The sequence below is a fragment of the Legionella steelei genome (genome assembly GCF_001468005.1).
Classification (GTDB): Bacteria; Pseudomonadota; Gammaproteobacteria; order Legionellales; family Legionellaceae; genus Legionella; species Legionella steelei.
On sequence record NZ_LNYY01000019.1, the window covers coordinates 103,662 to 125,927 of the forward strand.

Below are 22,266 nucleotides of genomic sequence, written 5' to 3' on the forward strand. Positions count from 1 at the left end.
AGCTATATAACTATCTAGTATTCTTAAGAAAGGGATCCTTCCATGCTTCGCTTACGCAAAAATAGAGTTGGCTTGATTGTCTTCAGTTGTTTTTTTATTTCTATTGTCTATGCTGACCCACTCCCACCCTCATCGCTTTGGATAAATACGCAAGACGATTCACGACCATTATTGGTATTGAATCAAAAAAACCAATTAGTTCCTAAAACGATTCAAACTGAAAAAGAGAACTATATTTTGCAACTACGTTATCCGCAAATTGTCGGGAGCCCCTTACCTCCGGCCGCTCATGATTTTAATCACTTGTTACAATCCTTTGTCGATAAAGAAACAAATCAATTTAGAAATGAAATCATGCACACAACACCAAGTAAATCGACCGATGTGATGCAAAATAACCTAAAAATAAATTACGTTTTAGCAGGTTTCGTATCTCAATCACAACATACTGAATACATCAGTACCCGCCTAGAGATTGATTCTTTTGTGCATGGCATGGCTCATCCTCGTCATCAAACGCAAGTGTTTAACTATGACTTAGGGCATAATAAGTTACTGTCGTTAAGCGATTTGTTTGAGCCAAATAGTGGTTATTTAGATAAGATTTCTTCTTATTGCTCTAAAGAATTAAGTACTAAAAAACTTCCTCCAGAAATGATTAAAACCGGAGCTGGACCTAGCATGGGAAATTATAAAAATTGGAATCTAACGTTAAGCGGTTTATTAATTACCTTTGATGAGGGGCAGGTGGCCCCGCGTTATAATGGAGTTCAGGAAGTACTCATCCCTTATGAGGTATTAAAAGATAGCTACACGCATGCAACGGCCTGTACTCTTTTTGTTATTAGTTGTGATGGGACTTAAATGCTGGGATGCTGCATTTTGCTTGCTTCTCGAATGAGTATCATAATCGACGATAGGAATAACACATGATAAAGCTTTATCAATTTCCCACTGCGTGGTCACTACCTAATCCCAGTCCATTTTGTATGAAGCTGGAAACCTATTTGCGAATGGCGAAACTTCCTTTTGAAATTGTAACCGTTGTTGATCCGCGAAAAGCGTTAAAAGGAAAACTACCCATCATTAGTGATGATGGAAAAAAAATAGCAGACAGTGGCTTTATTATCGATTATTTACAAAAAAAATATGGTGTGCCTTTGGATGGGCATTTAACTGCGATGCAAAAAGCAGAAGCGCTGGCAATAAGGCGTATGCTCGAAGAGCACCTGTATTGGATCATTGTTTATTCACGCTGGATTGATAATCGATATTGGCCAATTACTAAAGAGGCTTTTTTTGGTCAGCTTAAAAAGCCTCTTTATTACTTTATTCCTCAATTAATTCAAAGAAAAACAAGGCAGGATCTTTATCGACAGGGAATAGGTCGACATAGTACTGTAGAGGTGTATCAATTAGGTATCGATGATTTGCATGCTCTGAGTACTCTATTGGAACAAAATGATTTTTGTATGGGTGATCAGCCTGCCAGCATCGATGCCAGTGTTTATGCATTTCTCATGGGTATTATCCAGCCGCCTATCCATTCTCCATTACAAGATTATGCGAAATCACAGCCCCATTTTTTTAGCTATTGTGAACGTATGGCGCAGATGTTTTATCCTGAGCGTTAAATTATAAAACTAAAAATTTTGTTACTTCTAAAATACTAACAAAGTGCTTAAGGCTTGTAATATTTTTGATAAATCGAGGCATAAGTTCCATCTTTTTGAATGTTGAGAATGGCTTTATTTATTGCCTCAATTAATTTTGCTTTATCTGCGAGAGCGACGATACCATAACCTTCCCCTAATGCTTGGTCAGGGCCTACCAGTTTAATATTATAAAAATTATTATTGGATAACTCATGTGCAATGGCATTATTAAGCACAATCACATCAATTTTATTTTGTGCCAAAGCAGATAAGAGATCGGCCGTAGCCTGATAAGCAATAATTTGATTATGAGTACTGTAAGGTGATTGCAGCAGCAAGTTATAAAAAGTACTTTTAATGACACCAATTTTTTTGTTTTTTATGTCAGCAATCTTATTGATAGAGCCGCTTTTTAAAGTAACAAACTGAATCTTACTGACGGCATAAGGAAGACTAATGGCATAGTGTTGCAAATTAGCCGATGTATAGGGTTTGGCTTGAACGAGTAAATCAATGTCGCCATTGTCCAATAACTTTAATTGATTATTTAAGGTTATATCTTCGTAGACGCATTTTTCTCCAATGCGTTTGCATATATCATTCATGATATCAATGCAAAAACCAAAGTAATACGGACCCTTAGCCGTATTAACGCGTTCGACAATAGGAAGTCCTGAGAGCGTGATACCCACTTTTAATGGGCTGCTAAAAGCGCGCGCGCAGATGCACAGTACCAAGATAAAGACCACTATGCTTCGCTTTTGGATTTTGGTTAAGCTCATGTTATTCCATTGCTTTTTTCTTAGACTTTACGTAGTGAACTATGCTCTTGTCAATGTTAGGACTTGAGATAGATGAGTTTTTTTTCTAGGAAATTACTACGTGTTAGTTTTTTTTATTATGTTCGAGATCATAAAATAAACGGCAGGGAGCACAAATGAAGTAAATAATGTACCGATGCACAAGCCGCCAATAAGCACTGTGCCTATCGCCTGTCTGGCTTCGGCTCCCGCATCATGTGAGAGGACTAAGGGGATAGCGCCAAAAACCATAGCGCCTGTAGTCATAAGGATAGGGCGTAGCCTTAATGAGCACGATTTTTTTATTGCGTCTGCTAAAGTGAACCCTTCTTTCTGCAACTGGTTGGCAAATTCTACAATCAAAATCCCATGCTTACTGATCAGTCCGACTAAAGTGACCAGTCCAACTTGAGTAAAGATATTTAGAGATTGGCCAAATAAGTACGCGAACAGTAATGCCCCAAAACACGCTAAAGGTACGGTGAACAGAATAATAAACGGATAAACAAAGTTTTCGAATTGTGCTGCAAGAATGGCATAAATAAAGAGAATTGCTAATGCGAATAACAAAACCATGGTATGTGATGACTCATTATAGGCTTTAGCAGCACCTGTCCAACTTAATTTATACTGGTGGGGGAGATTGTCTTTCGCCAATTTCATGAGTTTATTCATTCCATTTTTAAAGGATAGTTGTTTGGGTAATTGGGCATATAAAGTGGTCGAACGCATTTGATTGACGTGTTCCAGTGCTGTGGGTTGTGCGTGTCGCTTCATTTGTGCTACGGAACCTAACGAAACGCGTTTTCCAGTGGGAGTCGTAAGATACAGTTCATCTAAAGTCCAAGGTTTAGATGAACCTTCCAATGTTAGGTTATAGGACACACCATCTTTTTGAAAAGACATGGACTTATCGCCACTGAAAAACACCTCTATGGTTTTCGCCAATTGTGCTGGCGTCAAGTCCAATTGAGCTAAAGTATTTTTATCTATATTGATAGAGTATCCCATGGAATCAAGACGTAAATCATAGCGAGTAGAGGCAAATTCTTTACTTTGATCTAACAATTTTTTTAAATGCTCTGTTGCTTCAAATAACTGTCGGAAATTTTCAGTAGTGGAAATAACGAGTTCCAATTCTGAATTGTTGCGCGCATCATCTACTCCAGGTAAGCCGGAATCCCAGCTCCAGACAGAAGCATCTACTGAGGGTAATTGCTCTGTTTTCGGTTTTAATGAAGTAACAATTTGCTCTGCAGAACGATTTCTTTGCTTATGGGGTTTTAAAGGCATGACAATGCTGCTACCCCAATTTCCAAGAAAAGTTAATGTATTGTTCGCCTCAGGGATTTTACCTATAGACTGCTGGATGCGTTTCGTATTGGCCTCCAACGTATCTAAGTTATCCCCAGATAGAGGAGGGGTATAGATTCCTATTAAGCTGCGATCTTCCTTGGGTGCTGTTTCACCGGGCATTATTTTATAAAAGAGTACGCTTAGACTTAATGACAAGAAGAGTAGGAAGAGTGTGGTTTTTTTTCGATAAATTATTACGCTCAGTAATTTATAATAGTATTGGGCCAGTGCATTCAGGAAATTATCGATAGCAGGCCATAAATGTTTGGTATTTTTATGTAGGAAAGTGGCACACATTAAAGGGGATAGGGTTAGAGCAACTACTCCTGAGATGAATACACTCCCGGCCAAAGCCACAGCAAATTCGATAAATAGCTGACCAATCATGCCATCAATCAAAGCAATAGGTGCATAAACACTGGTTAAGGTGAGTGTCATCGCAATAATAGCAAACCCTATTTGTTTGGAGCCTTTAAGGGCTGCCTCCATAGGTGATAAATCATCTTCGATATGACGCCAGATATTCTCAAGAACAATAATCGCATCATCTACAACCAAACCAACGGCCAATACCATTGCCAGAAGGGTCATTTGGTTTATCGTAAAGCCGGCAACCTTCAAAAATAATAAAGAGCCAAAAAGTGAAATTGGGATTGCAATTAAGGGAATTATTGTAGCGCGAACATTGCGTAAAAAGATAAAAATGATGGCTAAGACTAAGAAAATGGACTCAAGAATGGACGATTGGATGTTTTTAAGAGATGCTTTAATGAATTCGGATTGATCAATAATAATTCGAGTTTTGATGTCATCAGGCAAACCTTTCTTCAAGGCCCTCAGTTCTTTGCGTACACTTTGTGATACTTCAATTGGATTTGCATCATTAGCACGATTAATAGCAAGTACTAAACCTGGATGCCCATTGACTTTGACACGAAATTGGTTGTTATCCGTAGTTAATTGAATTTGGGCTAATGACTTAAGAAAAACAGGATGGTGGTTTTGCGTTTTAATCACCAAGTTTTCATAATCTTCTGGAGTTTTTAATTCGAAATCAAGTGTCGTTGGGATCTTATTCTGATAATTACCTGCTGGCAGAGATAAGTGGTTGTTGTCAATTGCATTAGCAATCTCATCGACATTGATGCCAAATGTATATAATTTTTTTTGATCTAAGCGAACTGCATACGTGAACGGTTGTCCCCATACTTCGACTGAGGCAACTCCTTTTAGGCTTCGAAACACATTTTTCAGATTCAAATTAGCATAGTGTGTGAGTTCGCCGAAATTTAACGAAGAAGATTCCAGCGCGATGCCTATAAACGGTAAGCCATCTGCTTGTCTTTGGCGTTCAATTATGGGTGTTTTTACTGCTGATGGAAGCTGGGCTAATCGTGCTGCTTCATGCGTGGCATTCAGAGCTTTCTCCATAGGGGTTCCGGGGCGAAATCGCAAGGTAATGCGAGAGCTTCCCGCATTAGAACGCGATGTCATCATCTCCACTCCTTCTACGCCAGCAAGCTGATCTTCTAACACATTAGTGACTACAGATTCGACTAATTCAGGGCTGGCATTGGGGTAGTTGGTGTTTACTGTAATGATTGGAAAACTGATGTTGGGATATTCTCTTAAGGATAATGAATGGAAACACAACATTCCCAAAAGCAGAATCATGCAATTAAGAATAATTGAAATAACTGGATGTTTTAAAAAATAGCTCGTAAACTTCATAACCGGCTGGCTAACCTTTATAAATTGAGACGTCCAGTCCTGGATATAATCGTTCGGGGTTTTTACTCACTATTTGATCCCCAGATTTTAATCCTGAAATAATTTCTACCTTATCTTTTTCTTGTATTCCTGTTTTTACGGCAATAAGCTCTATTTTTTTATCAACTACCTTATAAACGTGTGTTTTACCTTGTTTGAGAAATAAAGCTTGTGTGGGAATGATCAGAGTCTCTGTTTTTTTATTCACGACAAGCTGGCTGGATACGCTTGCGCCGATTAAGCAACGAGTGCATTGTATATCCACATCAGCAGGACACATATGTGTTTCATCATCTATCATTTTTTGTACGTGGTTCAAATGATAGCGCTGATTAAATATATAAATAGGTTGGTTTTCTGCAATAGCGTGATTATTGGTGCAAGGAATATCAATTTCTACGCTTAATGAATTAGGATCGTAAATGGTAACAATAGGCACACCTTCTGTTACTTGTGCTCCTTCTTTAATTTTAAATGCACCAATCACGCCATCAAATGGAGCATAAAAACGCATGTTTTTGAGCTCTATTTTAGTTCTAGCCCTTTCCTTTTGTGAATCTATCCAGATTCTTTTTTTCTCTTCGACTTCTCGAGCACTGACAAAGCCTGTTTTTTGCAAGCTTTTTAGGCGTTGGTATTGAGTGTTTTCTAGTTGTTCTGTTTCTTTTGAAAGTTGATAGCTTCGCTCAATATCCGGATTAGTTATTTTAGCAATTAAGTCACCTTTTTTGACTGTTTGTCCTGAGCTCATAAGGGTATCAAGCATCCCAGAACCTTTGGCAACAAGTATGGTTGCATGTTTAGGGCGTATGGTACCGATAAGTTTTATCGTTTTTTCAATAGTCGATGGAGTTACAGTAACTACTTCAACTATTTTAATAGGAGGTGGAGGAGAAATACTCGCATGATAATAGAATATATAGTAAACGCTCAGGGCAGTGAGTATGGTGCTTGACAATCCAATAGTCTTATACCGGGAACACAGGGTGTTCCTTACTCTTCGGATGATTAATCGCAGACTCACGAGATGCACCTCAATTGGGAATCAGATTGACTATCTGTCATGGTGATTATGGCTTGAATCCAGGAGGGATCATTATTCAGGCTCGGAACGGTAATTAATTCGTTCCCTCCTAAGGTGGTCCATTGTTGTTGGAGACGAATTCCTATTTCTTCAAGTGTTTCTAAACAGTCGGCAACAAATGAGGGACAAATAATAACTAATTTTTTAATTCCTTTCGCAATCAATTCAGCAAGAATTTGATCTGTATAAGGTTTTACCCAAGGTGTTTTACCTAGCCTTGATTGAAAAGCGGTACTGTAACTGTTGGTCGCTAAACCCAGTTCATTTGCCAATAAACGGCTCGTCTCATGGCATTGGGCTCTGTAACACCAATGAATGCTGTCTGTTAAAGTAGGACAAGATTCAGTGCATATTGATTTACAACTCACTTTGGTGATTTGGCGTTCAGGAATCCCATGATAGCTAAAAAGGACATGGGCTTGTTCATGAAGATAGGATTTAATGATTTGGGCTTGTGCTTTCAGGTACGCTGGATGTTGAAAAAAATCACTAATAATACGAATTGATGGAATCAAATCCCAGGAGCTAATGATGCGCATGGCTTCTGCAATAGATGAGCCATTAGCTGCTGATGAGTATTGTGGATATAAAGGTAAAATAGTAATGGATTCGCAATCGCGTAACTGATTTAAGGCTGTTTCGATCGAAGGGTTTCCATAGCGCATACCAAGAGCAATTATTGATTCTGACCCCACTTCTTTTTGTATTTGGTTTACTAGACTCTTACTATGAACTAATAATGGCGAACCTTGTTCAGTCCATATGGATTGATACGCACGCGCAGAACGTTTTGTACGAAACGGTAAAATGAATGCATAAACCAATATATAACGGAGCACTGCGGGGAGATCGACAACCCGTTTGTCGGTAAGAAATTCGCGTAAATAACTCCTGACAGATGAAATTTCTGCACTGTTAGGGGTACCAAGATTTATAAGTAACAAGCCACGCTTCATCAGTAATTCACTGACCACAAATAGAATAGGGCCATCATACATGAAGACGGTTTGTAATTCAGTACTTGTTTGAAATTTGATCTTCTTGGGGCTTGTGGACGCAGCACCACCATGATACTGCGTTAACTTAATCAAGCCATTTCAGCATCAGCATTCTCATTGAGCACTATTACATTAGCTGCGTGTAGACCTTTATCACCAGTTTCTACATCGTAATTAACTGCTTGTCCTGGTACTAATGTTTTGTAGCCTGTGCCATGAATCGACGAGAAATGAACAAAAATATCATCGCCACCATTTTCTGGAATAATAAAACCCCAACCTTTGGCATTATTAAACCATTTAACTTCACCTTTAGCCATGTTTCCTCCTTTTCCAGAGCCTTATTTGTAGACTCTACTGTTTCTCAATTGCCCTGACTTTTCTGTCAATTGAGCAATTGCATTCATCCATAAATGACAATTGAACCTATTTTTCTAATAGGTAGTTTTAACATAACGTAAAACAGACTCACTACTCAATAGTATTTTTTATAAAAAAAATAATTATTGTTAATAATTCCTTAAGTTGTTTATGCTAAGTTATAAGTATAGGTGTAACAGGAGGAGTTCAGATGAGTCAATTCAGCACTTCTAAAATGTTAGGGAAACTAGCTGCGGGACAAGGCAAACCTCAGTTTGCAAGCGTTTCTTCGCAGAAAATAGAGGAAGTTGGAGAAGAAATTGCTGCGCCGAAACATCAATTAACGCCCTCTGCAAAACCATCTGCGGAATTAGATATGAAAAATGTTCTCGGCGCGAGCCTAGCACCACAATTTTCAAAAGGATATTCTCCGATGGATAAAAAATAATTTATTTAGTAATCGTTATCCGTATAAAAAAAGCAATCATCCGTAAACTATAAAACCCTCTCCTAGTCAGAGAGGGTTTATTTCACTTGTTAAGATCATAATAATATTCATTAAAAGTACGAATTGTTGTAAAAATACTATTAATATTCTCCGGACAAGGGTGCCAAAGCCTGTATTTAGGTATATACTTTTTTTATAAAGAGTTATTTTTTATTTGAGGTATAAAGGCATGGCAGGGTTTGCTGAAACAGCACATTGGAGAGATTCTGCTCGTAGCGCTCGCTTTTTTATAGTAGATGCTCGAGCCGCATTCCCTATATTCTTATTTCTAATGCATATTAGAATATGGACTGGAGTTCTTGTTTTAATCTCTGCAGTGTTTTTTGGGATTATTGAACATTATGGTTTTACGGTGCCAGTTTTTTTAAGGTGGATAAGAAGTACCTTAGCTGGATCACTGAAGTCTGCAAAACCATGGTGGCGATAACATGGAAAGAGATATTAGTAAAAGTCTGTCAGTTATTGCGGCAAGTTTAAATGCAAAATTTTATCTTAATGATAGATTTGTAAGTTATGAGGAGGTTTTTGCCGATACAGGTTTGTTGCCTGCGATTGCAAAACGAGCGGATCAATTGTGCTCCCTATGTCTTGGGTATGGATTAGGGGCTACGTTTGATGAGGCTGAAGGTGCTTTGTTAGGACTAAGAGTTATTTTTGATGAGGTAACACCTAATGTTTTGCGGTTATTATGTATGACTGATGTGTTAAATGAGTTGATACAAGGTGGACCAAGTCGTGACTATACCCCTTTGGACGAGTTAATGTACGACTAGGTGTATTTTATTAAAATATATTGTAAATAAATCGTAAGCTTTGATGATTATAGATGCATTTATAGTTAATTTTGATAGACTATGTTAATTAAAGATTTTATGTTTAGGGGTAATGCTATGGGATTTTTTAAACAAGAAAGTGGTGACCTGAAGACCCAGATTGAAACTGAATGCAAAACACCTATTGAAAGAATGAAATCAGTGATGGATGCAAGCGGTCGCAATACCAGTGATCTTCTAGAGGGAGCTCAGATGTTGGATGTCGTAACTCAGGTAATAGCTAACCCAAATACATTGCCGAAAGAGGCCATGAACAATCAAGAAGCGACGCCACAAACCCCTACTCCTGGAGCCAAGGAACAACTTCAAGCACTTAAACAATCTCGTGAGAACGCTCAAGAAGAGAAAGGTGCTGAAGAGACGACTAGCTATGGTATGTAAAGGAATTGAGTTCAGTATCTAGGTAAAAAATAATAATTTTTGTTATGCCCACAAAGAGAGTCTTTTCTCTTTGTGGATTTTATATTTTTTATATAATCGAAATTACTGTTATACTCCATAATACTGCATTGATTTCTCTTTTAAAAATAAACCTGGTTTTATGGCAAACGAAAATTTCACTAAAGAGCATAATGATGCGATTCTTAAAGCGCTGGATTATGCAATTCAAAATGGCCCCTGGGATAAATCGAATTTTCTACGGTCAATCGGTAATCGTTTAATCGGAATTCGCGATAATTTTTCCAAAAAAATTAATATGCGCAGTCAATCACAAATTCAATCGGATACTAATCTGGCAAATCGCCTTGCTTTGCGAGGCAATCAGCAAGAAGTTTTCATTTCTTTATATACTTCAGACGGTTCTAATATTCAATCTTGGGAAAGGATAATTATTAATTTGCCGCGCCAAATGATTTCTCGTCCGATTTATGGAAGTGAAGAGCAGGTGCAGGAATTAATCAAATCAAAAGAAAACAAGCAGAATGAAGCTTATGTAGGTATCTATATCAATAATACCGATATGATTCACCTTGCCCCAGATAAAATCTTACATGATAGGTTAGGAAGTCCTTTATTAACGTTAAAAGACAGATCTTTAGACTTAGAGAATATTACCCGGTTTGTCCATATCAGCGGTGTTTATAAATATTCACGTGGCCGTTTAATCAAAGAATCGTGAGTTTTAATATCTCTCTTTGTTGCTATGCTTGCGAATCGCTCGCAAAATTATCCTAGAGCAGTATATACTTATAAAGACAAACTATTTTGAAGTAATCACTAATGGCACAACAACCGCAACAACAAGGTCAAGATAGTGGCATGGGTCCAATATGGGTCATGGTACTATTGTTTATTACGGTGTATCTAATTTGGAAAACAGGACATCAGTATATTGTGATGGTTGTTTTTCAAATTAATATTTGGCAAGCAAAACTTGTTAACCTTTTTGTCCATAATGATCAGCTCGCAGGCTTGATTCAAATCATGCAAACAATAGATCCCAATGCAGTAGATTGGAATCAACTGTTAGATACAACACGTGCAGTTGGCGACTTCATGCGTTATCCAGTAGTGATTGTCCTACTTGCTTTAGCAGTGCTTTTGTATCAATCAAATATCACTTTAAAATTCCGTAAAATTTATGATATGAAAAAATTGCGGGAGCAAGAGCAGTTTAATTGGCCTGCAATTATGCCTATAGTTAAAGAAGATTTGGTCGCTCAGGATATCAATAAAGGTACTTGGGCTATGGCTTTGACGCCAATGGAATTTGCACGTAAATACAATTTATTAAAAAAAGAAGATGTTTTATTAGACAATCCTGTACCTGGTCAAGAAATGACGGCGGGGATACGCAGAGGTGATGCAAAACGAGTTTTTACTTTGCAATTAGGCCCTTATTGGGATGGTTTCGAGCATTGTTCGCCCCAAGCTTATGCCTTAGCTGCTGTTTTTATGGCACGTATTAATCGGGATAGAGATGCGGCAAACAATATTTTATCTACACTAGATAGAACTTATGTTACAGGAAAACTGGATTATTCTGTTGCCAGACCTACGATAGAAAAATATAAAAATACAGAACTTATCCAGGAAGTTGTTACAAAACACGCCTATACTCTATGTATAATGGCATCATTACTCGAGAAAGCTCGGATGGACGGGGTTGTTCCGAGCTCTGAGTTTTTATGGTTAAGGCCCGTTGATAGGCGTTTATGGTATATGCTTAATTGTGTTGGTAGACAAACTCCCTTTTCTGAGGTCGCAGGTGCGTTCGCTCACTGGAAAGCTGAGAAAGAAATGGGGCGTCGTTCTTTAGTGCCTATGGTTGATGAAGCGATTAAAGCTTTGGAAATCGCCATAAAAGAAGTTAAATTAACACCCCGACAAATGCAGGAGTTAGAGCCATGATGCGCGGTATTGAATCACGTCATGAGTTAGATCCCACCCTCCTACTTAGGGACACACGGACGCTTACCCAACGGCTGGCGGATTTTTTTGCAGATCCCACGAATATTGCGATTGTGTTGTTTACCTTGTCAGCGATGTCGTATTATTTCTCAGAAGCAGCAACCTTATTGATGCTAGTGGGGGGCGGATGTTTTCTTTATAGTTACACACGGAAACAAAAATTGCCTTTCCGTCTTCCACTCATTTCTCGTGTCAAAGACTACAATGATATGAAGCCAGGTGTTAACAAACCGAATATGGCTCGAGGGATTGCGTTTTTTGGTAACGATCGCAAAACAGGCCATGAATTATGGTTTGCTAATGATGACATGCGTACGCACGCACTAATTTTCGGCTCCACTGGTAGTGGTAAAACAGAATGTTTGGTCTCGCTTGCTTTTAATGCTTTAGTACAAGGAAGTGGTTTTATTTATGTCGATGGTAAAGGGGATAACTCCCTCTATGCTAAAGTGTTCTCCATGGTTCGCAGTATGGGGCGTGAAGATGATTTACTTCTGATTAACTTCATGACTGGTGCGCGAGATATTATTGGCCCACAAGAAAGAAGGCTGTCGAATACGTTTAATCCGTTTTCACAAGGCTCCTCCAGTATGTTAACCCAGCTTGTAGTCAGCCTGATGGGGGATTCAAAAGGAGGCGGCGACGGTGATATGTGGAAAGGTCGTGCTATTGCCTTCGTTGAAGCCTTGATGCGTCTTCTGGTGTATATGCGTGATGAGGGCGCGATACTTTTGGATGCTGATACCATCCGTAACTACTTTGATTTAACCCGATTAGAAACCATAGTCGTTGATAAAATCTTCCCACGCGATAATCAGGAAAGTGTGAACATCGAACAGATTCCAAAATTAGTTACAGACCCTTTACGTAACTACTTAGGTACTTTGCCAGGGTATAATAAAGAGAAAAAAGGTAAGCAAGTATCACAGGTTTTGGAACAACACGGTTTTATCACCATGCAGCTGGTCAGGGCGTTTTCATCCTTGGCGGATACTTATGGACATATAGTGCGTACCAATCTAGCTGAGGTAGATTTTAAAGACGTGGTCTTGAATCGCCGAATTCTCGTTGTACTCTTACCCGCATTAGAAAAATCTCCTGATGAGTTATCTAACTTAGGTAAGATTATTGTTTCTTCCTTAAAAGCGATGATGGCAGCAGGTTTAGGAGAGGACGTTGAAGGGGACTATCGAGATGTAATCTTGAGAAAACCAACCAATGCACCTACTCCTTATATGTGTATCCTTGATGAGTATGGATATTATGCTGTACAAGGTTTTGCAGTGGTTCCTGCGCAAGCGCGTTCTCTAGGGTTCTCTGCTATTTTTGCAGGACAAGATTTACCCGCTTTCCAAAAAGCTTCAAAAGAAGAAGCTGCGTCTATCGGTGCAAACACAAACATTAAAATATGTATGAAACTGGAAGATCCAACTGAAACCTGGGATTTCTTTACCAAAACGGCAGGTGAGGCTTATGTAACCAAAGTTGATTCATTCCAAGCCAAAGATACCAGCATGGCAAATACCTACATGGACAGTAAAAGCTCTTCATTTGAAAAAAGAGCTCGTGTTGACCTACTGGATTTAAAAGAACAAACAGAAGGTGAGGCGCATATATTCTTCAAGTCAAAAATTGTTCGTGCACGAATGTTTTATGCGAATCCTAAGCCAGTGAAGCAGCTGAAACTAAATCAATTTTTAAAAGTGGAAGCCCCTCCAGACGATTACTTAATGAGATTGCAAAGACAATTAGTCTCATTCCAATCCATTTTGGAAAGTGGTGATTTGTCAATTAACAAGACGGTGGAAAATGAAGAAATTACCCTTATTTCCAAGTTGTTACGTGAATCACCAATAGACGAGCCCATAGAGCGAGGTGTATCTGCTTTAATTGCGTTTCATGGTCATAATGAGCCAGAACCAGTTGAAGATTTGATTGAGGAAGAAGTCGAAGGTGCATTAACAATATTTAGTGGTTTACGAGAAAATGTAGGTGCTCCGCCAATTTTAGTGAGCGATAAAGTGACATTCGCAGAGGCATTACTACCTATTAATGAAACACGTAATCAGATGATGAATATCGAACGCTTGGCAGGTGCTAAGGATAAATATGCGGGCACGGTTGCGAATGAACTGGTTAAAGATTTCCAATTGGCAACGAGTTATCCTCCAGAAGAAAGAGACTTTATTGCGCCAGATGAATTAACTGATCTGGTAAGATCCTTATCCGCAAAAATTGCTACAGAACGCGAAAATGCAAATAAAAGCTCTGAAGAGTAGTTAAACAATTATTTATCAATACCGAAAAAATTGAGCTGTGTCTATTCATGGCTCATTTTTTTTGAGTTTGAAGTATGGAATTAATTTTTTGGTAATGCGTGAGTCATCATATAAACGCTCCTTTCTTGTACTACTTGCATCGTATTTTATTTCTCGACAGCATATGCCTAAAGAAGCTTATTCACATTTTTTAATTTTGCGAAAAAATAATCCTGACCGCCACGTTTTTATTCAATGAAATGTAAAAAAAAAAATAAATTTTTAAAAAAATAGCTATTTTATCGAATTCATTGTAACGTAATGATTTGTATGTTTTTCTTAAAGATGGAACACACACAACAGAACTACAGTCAGAATCATTTTATTGAACTTTGAGGATAGTGAGTGAGATCGGTACGTATTAATCTAATCCGGGCTGTTGGGGTGATTGCCTTAATTATGTTAACTGCCTGTAAAGGTGACCAGTGGGCGCTAGAAAAAGTAGAGCCTAAATATCCCTGTAAGGTTCTCGGTGCCTGTGATGCCACCATCATGAAGCTCACTAAAAAACTAAATAAACAAGGGGTAAAAGTAATTACTATCGGTCAGGATTATATGATTAGTATTCCTGCCAGCTACTTATTTGAACCAGAAACACCACGTCTAAAATGGAAGTCGTATCCTTTATTAAATGAAATCGCTGTGTTTCTGAAACAATTTCGCAAGATTGCAATTAATATAGCCAGTTACAGCAACAAATACGTATCACCACAAAGAGAGCATGCATTAACTTTAGCGCGATCTAGGGTGGTTAGTGATTATCTTTGGTCTCAAGGAGTGGATAGCCGTTTTATCTTTACACAAGGATTAGGTAGTGATAAACCTATTATTTCATTCATGCGAGGCGGTGATAATTCAGTAAATGCTAGGGTAGAAATTACTTTCAGGCGAGCTGTGGCGTAGGGGACATAATGAGTCGTGAAACATGGGGATTGATCAAGGGTAGTAAGAATTTTTACGTTAACTCATATAGACGCGGGTTGACGACGTTGATTATATCCCTGCTGTTGAATTGTATTTTTGGCGTTTTAATCGCTTATATTTATTTAACTGAGCCTGAGCGGGATTTTTATGCAACGAGTGGTATAGCACCACCTATTCAATTGCAGCCTCTGCTGGCTCCAAATTATTCATCGAACGCGTTACTTCCTCCTGATCCGCCTGCGGAGAATGAAGATAAAGTGATACCACAATAAGCATTAAATAGAGGACATTATGGCTGAAGATTCCTTGACAGTTGTCGCACTAAGAAACAAATTTTATAAGGACAGCCAACGTAAGGTAATGCTTGCGTTGTTAATTGCTCTTGTTGTCAATATTGTTTTAGCTGCACTATTAGTGTACATGATCACTCACCCCCCAGCTCCTAAATATTTTGCTACCAGTATTAATGGCCGTATTACACCACTGTTCCCTTTGAGTGAACCAAACCAGTCGGATTCGGCTGTATTGCAATGGGCGAATCAGGCTGCGATTGCTGCATTTACTTACAATTTTGTTAACTATAGAGACGAATTACAGGCTTCATCTGGATTTTTTACCGCCGAAGGTTGGGACCAGTTCCTAAGTGCTTTACAACAATCAAATAACTTGGATGCAGTCAAAGCCAAAAAACTGATTGTTTCTGCAGTGGCAACACGAGCACCTATTATTTTGCAAAAAGGTGTTTTAAATGGAAACTTTTCATGGCGAGTACAAATGCCTATATTGGTAACCTACCAGAGTGCGAGTGAGTTTACTCAACAAAATAATGTGGTTACTATGTTAATTACTCGTGTATCTACTTTAAATTCGCCGAGAGGGATAGGTATATCGCAATTTGTTGTAGGACCTGCCACAGGTGGAGTGTCTTAATGAAAAAGCTGAGTTGGTTTTTAAAGTTTTGTTTGTTGCATGGAATAGTCTATTGGGTTCCGGCTCCTGTCTATGCGCAGGATCAATCAACAGATAGCGCTCAGCAGGCCTTACAACAGTTGCGTTTATTGCAACAACGGTTATCACAAAATCAGCCAGGAGGACAAAATCAGGCACTAGGACAAAATCAACCGGCACCGGCAGGAGCTCAAGCAGGGCAAAATCCAACTCCTGCGCAAAATCCGCCAGCGGATCAAGGCCCCAATATTCCTATTCCGCTTGCTGGGAATATTTATAAAGGTCCTCCTCCAAGACCTGAGAATCCTGCTGCGCCCAATCCTAATGCGCCGCAGATAGTAACGCAAAATGATGAGCAAATCATTGATAATAAAGCATTTAAAGATATGACAAAAAGTATCTATCCAATGAACCCAGGACAAATTGGCCAATTAAGGCAATTACATGACACCATGGAGTATGCTAAGGCTTCGCCCGCAGGAACCCCACCAAAACCTACAGCAACTTCTCAATTTGTAAATTTGTCTCCGGGCTCAACCCCACCGGTCATACGTTTGGCTCAAGGGTTTGTTTCTTCATTGGTTTTTCTTGATTCCTCGGGAGCGCCATGGCCAATTGCCGCTTATGATTTGGGAGATCCTAACTCATTCAATATTCAATGGGATAAAACAAGCAATACCATAATGATTCAAGCAATGAAGTTGTACAATTATGGTAATTTGGCTGTGCGTTTGAGAGGTTTAAATACGCCAGTAATGCTTACTTTAATACCAGGACAAAAAGCAGTTGATTATCGAGTTGATTTACGTGTTCAAGGTTTTGGACCAAATGCTAAAAGTATGCCATTAGAAACAGGGATTCCCCCCTCAGCTAGTGAATTACTTCTTCATGTTTTAGATGGTGTACCTCCTCCTGGAAGTAAACGCTTAACTATTACAGGAGGAGATGCGCGTGCTTGGTTAGCCAATGACAGAATGTATGTTAGAACAAATCTTACTATATTGTCACCGGGCTGGTTGGCAAGTATGACCAGCGCAGATGGGACTCATGCATATGAAATGCACAAATCTCCGGTGTTACTCGTTTCCTGGCATGGGAAGGTCATGCAGCTCAAGGTAGAAGGGTTATAAATGGCTGGCAGAAAAGAAAATATTAAATCACTTTTTTCAAACACTCGTACCCGAGTTATTATTATTTTTACAGCAGTATTATTAGTGATTGCTGTGGTAGTCGGGTATATAAAATTAAAATCGATAGGTACAGGCCCTTCAGCACAGGCGACTCTTGGACATGCTCCTGGAGGCATCCAGTCCATTCCTGGGGTCCTCAACCCAACTGCCCAATATGCCAAATTACAGGAAGAACAAAATGTCAACCAGGCACAAAAAGCAGAGCAAAGTGGTGGCAGTGCAATTCCAACGATTATTCGAACTCAATCTTTAGGAGAGGGGGTTGGTGTTATTGGTTCTCAAGGTGGGCAAAGTGGCGTAGGATTTGCTACTTTAGCGCGTGAAAATGAAGAAGGCGCTCAAAAAAGTCTATGGTTGCAAGCATTACAAAACGGTGGTTGTTCAAAGACAGTGGTACAACAGGTTGTTAGCCAAGGTGCGCAATTAACTGATCTAAAACAAGCATGTAGCTGTGCTCAGTTAAAGGACAATGGTTTTTCTTTACAGGATCTGAATCCAGTTTGTCCCTGTAAAGAATTAAAAGCTGCGGGATATAATGCCAGACAACTTAAAGATGCAGGCTATACTGCCTCAAGATTAAGAGATTGCGGCTTTAATGCGTGCGAATTACGTAATGCAGGTTTTACTGCTCAAGAGATGAAAGATGCAGGTTTTTCTGATGATGAATTGAAAGGGGCCGGGTATTCTCCAGAGGAAATAGCTAAAGCCAGTGGTTTGCCAGCAGGAATAAGCGCTGCGGATGTATTAAAAGCAGGATGTAGTGTTGAAGGATTGACCAAACTACGTAAAGCAGGTGTTACAGCTTCAGCAATTCGTAGGATAAGTGGATGTAGTGCAGAGCAATTAAAAGCAGCAGGGTTTACTGCTAAAGAGTTGCGCGATGCGGGCTTTAGCGCAGCGGATTTAAAACGAGCTGGTTTTACCCCAGAGGAATTAAAAGCGGCAGGATTTACTGCTCGAGATCTATTAAATGCAGGATTTACTCCAGACGACCTTGCTAAAGCAGGATACTCCGCAGCAGAGATAAAGGCAGCAGAGGCTGAGCTTCCGCCAGGTATTACTGCTGATGATGTAAAAAAAGCAGGTTGTGATGTTGATGCATTAAAAAGAGAAAGAGCTGCTGGAGTTAGCGCGACTTTAATTAAACAATATGCTGGATGCAGTGCTCAAGCATTAAAAGCAGCGGGCTTTACCGATGCGGAATTAGCTAATGCAGGCTTCACTCCAGCACAAATTAGTGCGGCTACTCCTCTAACTGATGCACAAATCAGAGCTGCGGGTTGTAACCCAGATAATTTGAAAAAGCTTTTTGCAGCCGGTGTTTCTGCCAAGCGGATTAAAGAATTAAATGGATGTAGTGCTGAAGCATTAAAGAATGCGGGTTACGATGCAAAATCATTGCTTGATGCCGGGTTTACTCCAGCGCAACTTCTTGCTGCTGGGTTTACTCCTAAGGACTTACAAAATGCAGGATTGAATCCAGCAGATATCATTGCAAATGGTCGTGTAGCCGATTGCAGTGTTGAGTCATTGAAGAAAGCAAGAGCCGCGGGTGTTAGTGCTTTGACAATCAAGAAAACGCTTGGATGTTCAGCAAAAGCACTAAAAGATGCTGGTTATACAGCTAAAGAGCTTAAAGATGCAGGATTTACAGCCGCTGAACTAAAAGCTGCGGGTTTTAGTGCTAAGGACTTAAAAGATGCTGGATTCACAGCTAAAGAATTAAAAGATGCAGGTTTTAGTGCCAAAGACTTAAAGGATGCAGGTTTTAGTGCCAAAGACTTAAAGGATGCAGGTTTTAGCGCCAAAGACTTAAAAGATGCAGGATTTAGCGCTAAGGATTTAAAGGCAGCAGGATTCAGCGCTAAGGATTTAAAAGATGCAGGCTTTAGCGCTAAGGATTTAAAAGATGCAGGCTTTAGCGCTAAGGATTTAAAGGATGCAGGCTTTAGTGCCAAAGACTTAAAGGATGCTGGATTTAGTGCCAAAGACTTAAAAGATGCGGGTTTTAGCGCTAAGGATTTAAAAGATGCTGGCTTTACAGCAGCCGAAATGAAGGCAGCAGGTTTTAGTGCTAAAGATTTGGCTGATGCCGGATATAGCGCTGCTGATTTAAGAAACGCTGGATACAGTCCTACCGAACTTCAAAATTTGGCAGTTGCTCCCACAGGCGCGGGATCGCAAGTAGCGGGCTTGGGCGCTCCGAATGTGCAACAGGGCACATTTAACATTGGTGGAGTCCCCACTATGGGGCAGGGGGCGGCAGGAACTCCAGTACTGCCAGGATCCGCTGCTAGTAACGAACAGTTGCAAGCCATTATCAATAGACAAAATGAGCAGCAAGCGGAACAAAAATATCAACAAAAAATTCAACAAAAAAGTTCAGATATGTTATCGGCTGCAAACCAATTAATAAGTGAATGGAACAGTGTACCATCACAGAACTTTACTGCAGGTAAGGAAGAAGAGGGTGGTGGAGCAGCGTCTGCTGCAACAGCAGCGGCTGGAGCTGGTCCTGGTGGAGCAACAGTTACTCAAACCACAACCACATCAACTACTGACGTTAATATGATTAAAACAGGTGATGTGCTTTTCGCTGTAATTGATACTGCCGTTAATAGCGACGAACCAGGACCTATTCTTGCAACTATTGTTTCAGGAAGACTCAAAGGAACCAAATTAATTGGCAGCTTTAATCTACCTTCGAATGCTAACAAAATGGTTATTACATTTAATACGATGTCAATTCCTGGGGCACCAAAAACAACTCCAATTTCTGCATATGCAATTGATCCAAATACTGCAAGAACTGCTCTTTCCAGCAAAACAAATAATCATTATTTGCTGAGATACGGTTCATTATTTGCTTCCTCATTTTTAGAAGGTTTTGGTAATGCATTCCAGTCAGCCAATACAACGGTTACCGTCGGTGGAACAGGTGGCGGCAATAACGTAACTGTTTCTAATGGTGTTGGCCGCTCTACGCTGGCAAATGCTGTAATTGGCTTGGCAACGGTTGGTAAGACTTGGGGACAACAAGCACAAGTATTATTTAATACACCTACAACTGTTGAAGTTTATGCAGGAACTCCCGTAGGTGTTTTATTTACTCAGGATGTGAAATCTTTTTAATTTGATGGCAGGTAAAAATGGCAGATAATGATCAAAACGATGAGTATAAGTTCGCTGAGTTAGATTCTCTTGAGAATGAATCTCTGGAGACTTCAGAGTTTGATACAAAAAGTTCTACTCCTGCAGCACCTGATGGACAGGGGCCAAAAAAGAATATTACACGCAATGCTCTAGTTGTAGTGGGAGTCATTGTTTTTATTATGCTGATGTATAAATTTATCGGCGGGATGTTCTCTAAATCTACTTCCACTCCGACTAAAGAGAATGTAAATCCCGCTCCTATGGCGGAAGTTACTCCCCCTCCTCCTCAGCTGCAACCACAACCTCAGCTACAAACAACGCCAACACAAATTCCTCAAGAACCTATTCAGCCACAGCCCACGGTCCAACCACAAGCGCCGGCTGCGCAAGAGAACAATACAGCGCTACAACAAAAGGTTGCATCTATTGAAGCAAGCCAGCAAACGGTTCAATCTGAAGTGAGCTCAATGAGCCAGCAAGTAGGTAATGTCAATAATAATGTCAATGCATTAAATGCACAGATTACCAAACTGAACCAAATGATTAGTGTTTTGAATAATCAAGTCACCAAACAATCTGAAATCATCAATGTGTTAATGGAGCGTACAAAACCCAAACCAGTTAAACGCGTTGTTCGTGTTCGTAACGTAGTTCCACAAATAATTTACTATATAAATGCAGTAATTCCTGGTCGGGCTTGGCTAATTGGCACAAATGGTTCTACACTTACAGTAAGAGAAGGGACAAAAATCGCAGGATATGGGACAGTTAGATTAATCGACTCTATGCAAGGGCGAGTTTTAACGAGTTCCGGGCGAGTAATTAGGTTTAGTCAAGAAGATAGTTGAGGTTTTTATGGCTGATACATGTACAGGCGGATCGGTAGCTTGCTGGATATCGGGTCAAGTAAATATACTAACTAATATCGCAAATTCGTTGATTCCTGTAGAGCGTTTGATTACAGGAGGTGCATATTTGATTGGATGTGCCTTTTTGTTTAAAGCGATCTATAGTTTAAAAGTATATGGCGAGGCGCGGACGATGATGTCGAATAATACAAGCATCAAAGAACCAGTTATGTATTTGTTAGTTGGTGCGATATTTATTTATTTTCCAACGGCTTTTTCGGCATTAATGGTAACCACATTTGGTTATCAAAATGTCCTTTCCTATGCGCCGGTAAGTAGTAATAATCCTACGCTGGATACTTTATTCGGAACTGGAAGCGTCGTTGGAAGACCTTTAACAATTATTATTCAGGTAATTGGCTTAGTCGCCTTTGTAAGAGGATGGGTATTGATTGCGCGTTCTGCTTCGCAAGGACAACCCCCAGGTGGGACTGGTAAAGGTTTAATGCATGTGTTCGGAGGAATATTAGCAATTAACATCATCGGAACACTTGAGATGATTAATAATACTTTATATGGGGGGTAGCAGCAGAGTGGAATGTACTGATTTGTTTTAAAATTTAAATTTGAGGAGAAAAAAGGTGAAAAGCAAACTCATTAGTAAATCTGATTACAAATATTGGATAGGCAGTTTCATTTGCCTAAGCTTATTGGTTTTGTTTAGCCAAGATGCGGCAGCAGGCCAGTCCATAGGGTCGATGGCATCAAACATTACTTCGTCATTTACAAACTTGACAAAACTGATCACCGCAGGTTCTTATCTGGCTGGATTGGGATTTTCAATTGGTGCTATTATGAAGTTTAAACAGCACAAAGATAACCCGACACAAATTCCAATAGGTACACCAATTGCATTAGTTTTTATCGCTGCGGCTTTATTGTTCCTACCTACAATTTTAGGAGTTACTGGAGCAACAATGTTCGGGGGTAGTGGTGGTACAACTGCTGGACCTACAGGTACAGTTTATTAAGAAGCGGCTAATCGCATAATAGTTGCTTTTATAATAATGGTAAGATTCATTTTGATCCTCTCCCCGTTAAGGGGAAGA

22 protein-coding genes are annotated in these 22,266 nt (G+C 39.6%); 17 read left to right on the forward strand and 5 right to left on the reverse strand.

Annotation, left to right across the window (positions count from 1 at the left end; translation table 11 throughout):
- Positions 1-42: 42 nt before the first annotated feature.
- Together Lste_RS04695 and Lste_RS04700 are read left to right on the forward strand one after the other, a co-directional pair.
- Positions 43-864, forward strand: a complete 822-nt coding sequence (locus tag Lste_RS04695) for an RsiV family protein (RefSeq protein WP_058509920.1) — start codon at positions 43-45, stop codon at positions 862-864.
- A 65-nt stretch (positions 865-929) separates the two neighbouring features.
- Positions 930-1,634: a glutathione S-transferase family protein gene (locus Lste_RS04700; RefSeq protein ID WP_058509921.1), complete on the forward strand. Its 705-nt coding sequence runs from the start codon at positions 930-932 to the stop codon at positions 1,632-1,634.
- A 47-nt stretch (positions 1,635-1,681) separates the two neighbouring features.
- Here Lste_RS04700 and Lste_RS04705 read toward each other — a convergent pair whose 3' ends face one another.
- The 5 genes from Lste_RS04705 to Lste_RS04725 form a co-directional block, all read right to left on the reverse strand.
- A complete protein-coding gene (locus Lste_RS04705; RefSeq protein WP_058509922.1) occupies positions 1,682-2,437 on the reverse strand; it encodes a transporter substrate-binding domain-containing protein in 756 nt (251 codons plus the stop codon).
- 96 nt (positions 2,438-2,533) lie between these two features.
- Positions 2,534-5,542 (reverse strand): efflux RND transporter permease subunit, encoded by a 3,009-nt coding sequence (locus Lste_RS04710; protein ID WP_058509923.1) that lies wholly within the window; start codon positions 5,540-5,542, stop codon positions 2,534-2,536.
- 10 nt (positions 5,543-5,552) lie between these two features.
- Complete coding sequence (locus tag Lste_RS04715; protein ID WP_237760427.1) at positions 5,553-6,539, reverse strand: efflux RND transporter periplasmic adaptor subunit; 987 nt, start codon at positions 6,537-6,539, stop codon at positions 5,553-5,555.
- Between the two features lie 62 nt (positions 6,540-6,601).
- Positions 6,602-7,621 carry a ferrochelatase gene (gene hemH / locus Lste_RS04720; RefSeq protein WP_058511649.1) on the reverse strand — a complete coding sequence of 340 codons (1,020 nt, stop codon included), beginning with the start codon at positions 7,619-7,621 and terminating at the stop codon, positions 6,602-6,604.
- Positions 7,622-7,752: 131 nt separating this feature from the next.
- Complete coding sequence (locus tag Lste_RS04725; protein ID WP_058509925.1) at positions 7,753-7,983, reverse strand: cold-shock protein; 231 nt, start codon at positions 7,981-7,983, stop codon at positions 7,753-7,755.
- Between the two features lie 251 nt (positions 7,984-8,234).
- Between Lste_RS04725 and Lste_RS04730 the strand changes: the two genes are divergently transcribed.
- The 15 genes from Lste_RS04730 to Lste_RS04805 all read left to right on the forward strand — a co-directional run bounded on the left by Lste_RS04730 (position 8,235) and on the right by Lste_RS04805 (position 22,188).
- The gene (locus Lste_RS04730; RefSeq protein ID WP_058509926.1) at positions 8,235-8,471 is read left to right on the forward strand and encodes a hypothetical protein; all 237 of its coding nucleotides are present in this window, start codon (positions 8,235-8,237) and stop codon (positions 8,469-8,471) included.
- Positions 8,472-8,700: 229 nt separating this feature from the next.
- On the forward strand, positions 8,701-8,958 hold the full coding sequence (gene icmT, locus Lste_RS04735) for an IcmT/TraK family protein (RefSeq protein WP_058509927.1): 258 nt from the start codon (positions 8,701-8,703) through the stop codon (positions 8,956-8,958).
- A 1-nt stretch (position 8,959) separates the two neighbouring features.
- Positions 8,960-9,304, forward strand: a complete 345-nt coding sequence (locus Lste_RS04740) for a type IV secretion IcmS family protein (RefSeq protein WP_058509928.1) — start codon at positions 8,960-8,962, stop codon at positions 9,302-9,304.
- An 81-nt stretch (positions 9,305-9,385) separates the two neighbouring features.
- Positions 9,386-9,745 carry a hypothetical protein gene (locus Lste_RS04745; protein ID WP_058509929.1) on the forward strand — a complete coding sequence of 120 codons (360 nt, stop codon included), beginning with the start codon at positions 9,386-9,388 and terminating at the stop codon, positions 9,743-9,745.
- Between the two features lie 160 nt (positions 9,746-9,905).
- Positions 9,906-10,484: a Dot/Icm secretion system protein IcmQ gene (gene icmQ, locus Lste_RS04750; RefSeq protein WP_058509930.1), complete on the forward strand. Its 579-nt coding sequence runs from the start codon at positions 9,906-9,908 to the stop codon at positions 10,482-10,484.
- Between the two features lie 101 nt (positions 10,485-10,585).
- On the forward strand, positions 10,586-11,716 hold the full coding sequence (gene icmP, locus Lste_RS04755; RefSeq protein WP_058509931.1) for a type IVB secretion system coupling complex protein DotM/IcmP: 1,131 nt from the start codon (positions 10,586-10,588) through the stop codon (positions 11,714-11,716).
- A complete protein-coding gene (locus Lste_RS04760; RefSeq protein ID WP_058509932.1) occupies positions 11,713-14,055 on the forward strand; it encodes a TraM recognition domain-containing protein in 2,343 nt (780 codons plus the stop codon). Before icmP ends, Lste_RS04760 begins: the two co-directional genes overlap by 4 nt.
- A 384-nt stretch (positions 14,056-14,439) precedes the next feature.
- Positions 14,440-14,997 (forward strand): type IVB secretion system protein IcmN/DotK, encoded by a 558-nt coding sequence (icmN, locus tag Lste_RS04770; RefSeq protein WP_058509934.1) that lies wholly within the window; start codon positions 14,440-14,442, stop codon positions 14,995-14,997.
- An 8-nt stretch (positions 14,998-15,005) separates the two neighbouring features.
- Positions 15,006-15,290 carry a type IVB secretion system protein IcmM/DotJ gene (gene icmM / locus Lste_RS04775; RefSeq protein ID WP_058509935.1) on the forward strand — a complete coding sequence of 95 codons (285 nt, stop codon included), beginning with the start codon at positions 15,006-15,008 and terminating at the stop codon, positions 15,288-15,290.
- A 19-nt stretch (positions 15,291-15,309) separates the two neighbouring features.
- Positions 15,310-15,948, forward strand: coding sequence for a type IVB secretion system apparatus protein IcmL/DotI (locus tag Lste_RS04780; protein ID WP_058509936.1), 639 nt, complete (start codon positions 15,310-15,312; stop codon positions 15,946-15,948).
- Complete coding sequence (locus Lste_RS04785; protein ID WP_058509937.1) at positions 15,948-17,096, forward strand: DotH/IcmK family type IV secretion protein; 1,149 nt, start codon at positions 15,948-15,950, stop codon at positions 17,094-17,096. Before Lste_RS04780 ends, Lste_RS04785 begins: the two co-directional genes overlap by 1 nt.
- Positions 17,097-20,288: a type IVB secretion system protein DotG/IcmE gene (dotG, locus tag Lste_RS04790; protein WP_058509938.1), complete on the forward strand. Its 3,192-nt coding sequence runs from the start codon at positions 17,097-17,099 to the stop codon at positions 20,286-20,288.
- A gap of 17 nt (positions 20,289-20,305) precedes the next feature.
- Positions 20,306-21,157: a type IVB secretion system protein IcmG/DotF gene (gene icmG, locus Lste_RS04795; protein ID WP_058509939.1), complete on the forward strand. Its 852-nt coding sequence runs from the start codon at positions 20,306-20,308 to the stop codon at positions 21,155-21,157.
- 7 nt (positions 21,158-21,164) lie between these two features.
- Complete coding sequence (locus Lste_RS04800; RefSeq protein ID WP_058509940.1) at positions 21,165-21,743, forward strand: hypothetical protein; 579 nt, start codon at positions 21,165-21,167, stop codon at positions 21,741-21,743.
- Positions 21,744-21,798: 55 nt separating this feature from the next.
- On the forward strand, positions 21,799-22,188 hold the full coding sequence (locus Lste_RS04805) for a hypothetical protein (protein ID WP_058509941.1): 390 nt from the start codon (positions 21,799-21,801) through the stop codon (positions 22,186-22,188).
- Positions 22,189-22,266: the final 78 nt, after the last annotated feature.

What these genes read in the sequence shown, in the direction of transcription:
- icmG (WP_058509939.1), top strand. Translation starts at nt 20,306, where the DNA reads ATGGCAGATAATGATCAAAACGATGAGTATAAGTTCGCTGAGTTAGAT.
- icmT (WP_058509927.1), top strand. Translation starts at nt 8,701, where the DNA reads ATGGCAGGGTTTGCTGAAACAGCACATTGGAGAGATTCTGCTCGTAGC.
- hemH (WP_058511649.1), bottom strand. Translation starts at nt 7,621, where the DNA reads ATGAAGCGTGGCTTGTTACTTATAAATCTTGGTACCCCTAACAGTGCA.
- Lste_RS04700 (WP_058509921.1), top strand. Translation starts at nt 930, where the DNA reads ATGATAAAGCTTTATCAATTTCCCACTGCGTGGTCACTACCTAATCCC.
- Lste_RS04705 (WP_058509922.1), bottom strand. Translation starts at nt 2,437, where the DNA reads ATGAGCTTAACCAAAATCCAAAAGCGAAGCATAGTGGTCTTTATCTTG.
- icmQ (WP_058509930.1), top strand. Translation starts at nt 9,906, where the DNA reads ATGGCAAACGAAAATTTCACTAAAGAGCATAATGATGCGATTCTTAAA.
- Lste_RS04740 (WP_058509928.1), top strand. Translation starts at nt 8,960, where the DNA reads ATGGAAAGAGATATTAGTAAAAGTCTGTCAGTTATTGCGGCAAGTTTA.
- Lste_RS04780 (WP_058509936.1), top strand. Translation starts at nt 15,310, where the DNA reads ATGGCTGAAGATTCCTTGACAGTTGTCGCACTAAGAAACAAATTTTAT.
- Lste_RS04725 (WP_058509925.1), bottom strand. Translation starts at nt 7,983, where the DNA reads ATGGCTAAAGGTGAAGTTAAATGGTTTAATAATGCCAAAGGTTGGGGT.
- Lste_RS04710 (WP_058509923.1), bottom strand. Translation starts at nt 5,542, where the DNA reads ATGAAGTTTACGAGCTATTTTTTAAAACATCCAGTTATTTCAATTATT.
- icmM (WP_058509935.1), top strand. Translation starts at nt 15,006, where the DNA reads ATGAGTCGTGAAACATGGGGATTGATCAAGGGTAGTAAGAATTTTTAC.
- Lste_RS04695 (WP_058509920.1), top strand. Translation starts at nt 43, where the DNA reads ATGCTTCGCTTACGCAAAAATAGAGTTGGCTTGATTGTCTTCAGTTGT.
- Lste_RS04745 (WP_058509929.1), top strand. Translation starts at nt 9,386, where the DNA reads ATGTTAATTAAAGATTTTATGTTTAGGGGTAATGCTATGGGATTTTTT.
- Lste_RS04760 (WP_058509932.1), top strand. Translation starts at nt 11,713, where the DNA reads ATGATGCGCGGTATTGAATCACGTCATGAGTTAGATCCCACCCTCCTA.
- Lste_RS04730 (WP_058509926.1), top strand. Translation starts at nt 8,235, where the DNA reads ATGAGTCAATTCAGCACTTCTAAAATGTTAGGGAAACTAGCTGCGGGA.
- icmP (WP_058509931.1), top strand. Translation starts at nt 10,586, where the DNA reads ATGGCACAACAACCGCAACAACAAGGTCAAGATAGTGGCATGGGTCCA.
- dotG (WP_058509938.1), top strand. Translation starts at nt 17,097, where the DNA reads ATGGCTGGCAGAAAAGAAAATATTAAATCACTTTTTTCAAACACTCGT.
- Lste_RS04800 (WP_058509940.1), top strand. Translation starts at nt 21,165, where the DNA reads ATGGCTGATACATGTACAGGCGGATCGGTAGCTTGCTGGATATCGGGT.
- Lste_RS04785 (WP_058509937.1), top strand. Translation starts at nt 15,948, where the DNA reads ATGAAAAAGCTGAGTTGGTTTTTAAAGTTTTGTTTGTTGCATGGAATA.